This is a genomic window from Mailhella sp., assembly GCF_057866825.1.
Map to the genome: position 1 here is coordinate 1 of NZ_DBMAHT010000202.1, position 2,308 is coordinate 2,308.

Consider the following 2,308-nt stretch of genomic DNA (forward strand, 5'->3'; position numbering starts at 1 on the left):
GAGCGGTTTACGTTACAAGGTTCGAGCCGGGCACGGCTCAAAACCTACACGCTTCAAGGCGCATTCGCACTGCAACTGACAGCGGTCACACGCCCCTTGCGCAGCATCCTCTTCGGTGGATGCATGGCAGTTTCCCCGGGAAACTGCTCCGGACGTTTCCAGCGGGTCTTTTCTGCGGAAACATCGCGTACGGGGCAAACATAGAAAGAAATCATGACGGCAGCATGAAGCCGACATGACGAAATCATTGCCTTTTTTCAAAAGCAGATTTTCTTTGAAGCGGCGTTCCCCGCCCGACAACAACGCCCCCGGCGCAAGCGTTTGCGCCGGGGGCGGGAGGCTTTTTTTAACTTCCTATCGAATATACTTCTGAATGAGCCGCATGAGCACCTTGATGTCCAAAGGCTTGGCCACATGCGCGTTCATGCCGCTTTCAAGACACTGATGAATGTCTTCGGAAAAGGCGTCGGCCGTCATGGCGATGATCGGAATGTCGGCGTCGGTCCTGTTCATGGCGCGAATTGCTCTGGTGGCTTCATAACCGTTCATGACCGGCATGCGGACGTCCATGAGAATCAGATCATAGTATCCGGGCTCCGACCTGCCGAACATGTCCACGCAGATCTGACCGTTTTCAGCCCAGTCCAGAATAAAGCCGAACTCTTCCAGAATGGCACTGGCGACTTCCCAGTTCAGTTCATTGTCCTCCGCCAGCAGAATGCGCCTGCCGACCAGATCCGCCATTCCCGTATCGACGCTGCCGACCTGGCCTGTATCGGCGTCCATGAACGGCTTCATGCCCTGGAACAGCGTGGACTTGAAGAGCGGCTTGGGAATAAATCCTGAAATCCCTGCCCGGCGCGCCTCCTGCTCGATTTCGCTCCAGTCGTAGGACGACACCAGCAGCACCGGCACCTGATCGCCCAGAAGCTCGCGCAGCTTGCGGGCCGTTGCGGGGCCGTCCATTTCCGGCATTTTCCAGTCGAGAAGAATCACGTGATAGTCCCGGCCCTCACGGTGACGCTCTTCGGCCATGGCGAGAGCCTGCCTGCCGCCCAGCGCCCAGTCCACGGTCGTTCCCATTTCAGTCAGGGCTCCGGCCGCCGTCCGGCACAGTTCCGCATCGTCGTCCACGATCAGCACGTTCCAGTCGGGAAGACGCATCTGTTCGTCCTGCGTGTTGATTCTCTTCATGTCCAGCGTGATATGGAACTCCGTTCCCTTGTCCACCTCGCTGTGAATCTCTATGGTGCCCTTCATCTGATCCACAATGTACTTCATGATGGACATGCCGAGTCCCGTGCCTTCAATCTTATGCACGCGGGCATTGTCTTCACGGGCAAAGGATTCAAAAATCCTCTTCTGGAACTCGGGCGTCATGCCTATGCCCGTATCCTTTACCAGTATATGCGTGCGCACGAACCACTCGCCCTGCGGCGACTCTTCCTGATACAGCGTTATCTGGATGGAGCCGCCCTGCGGCGTGAACTTCAGGGCGTTGGAAAGAAGATTCAGAAGCACCTGACTGAGCCGCACGCTGTCCGAATAGACGTTCTCAGACAGAATATTGTGGATATGGATGTCGAACTGCTGTTTCTTCGCCTTGATCTGCGGCTGCACGATGCCGACTATGCCTTCCAGCACCTCGCGAAGAGAGACCACGTCCATATTGAGGGAAAGCTTGCCGCTTTCTATTTTGGACATGTCCAAGACGTCGTTGATGAGGCCGAGAAGATGCCGGCTGGAAAGCGTGATTTTTCTCAGACAATCCTGAACGAGCACGGAGTTTTCGGCGTTGGCCGAAGCGATGGCCGTCATGCCCACGATGGCGTTCATGGGCGTGCGGATGTCGTGGCTCATGTTGGAAAGAAACTCGCTCTTGGCCCTGCTCGCTCTGTCGGCATCCGCTCTGGCCTTTTCAAGCTCCGCAATCTGCCTTCTGGAAATTCTCGAATAAAAGAAAAACAGCGCCAGAATGGGCAGCGGCAGCAGCAGCGCAGCGCTGACCGCCGTGATAAACCGCTCGTTCCACATGCCTTCCACCACTTTGTCGAGCTCTCCGTACGGCATATCCGTAACCAGATACCACGAAGAATTCGGCAGCGGAGAACAATGCACATGATGCCGTTCTCCATCGACGGTCATGAACATGGTGTGCTCGGCGCCCTTCTGAATGCTGTCTTTAAGATCGGCAACCATCTCCTCGGCGGTTTTGCCTTCAAAATGTCCATCCTGCGCAAACCAGGTATAGTAGTTGTCCGCCTTGACGGCGGCGTTGCGGAAGACGAAACTGCCGTCCTTGCGGATG

At 56.2% G+C, this 2,308-nt stretch carries 1 protein-coding gene; it reads right to left on the reverse strand.

Going from position 1 to position 2,308, the window contains the following annotated elements:
• Window positions 1–354: 354 nt before the first annotated feature.
• Window positions 355–2,308 (reverse strand): hybrid sensor histidine kinase/response regulator (locus ACZM96_RS10660; RefSeq protein ID WP_489489040.1); only part of this gene is annotated, 1,954 nt, incomplete at its 5' end.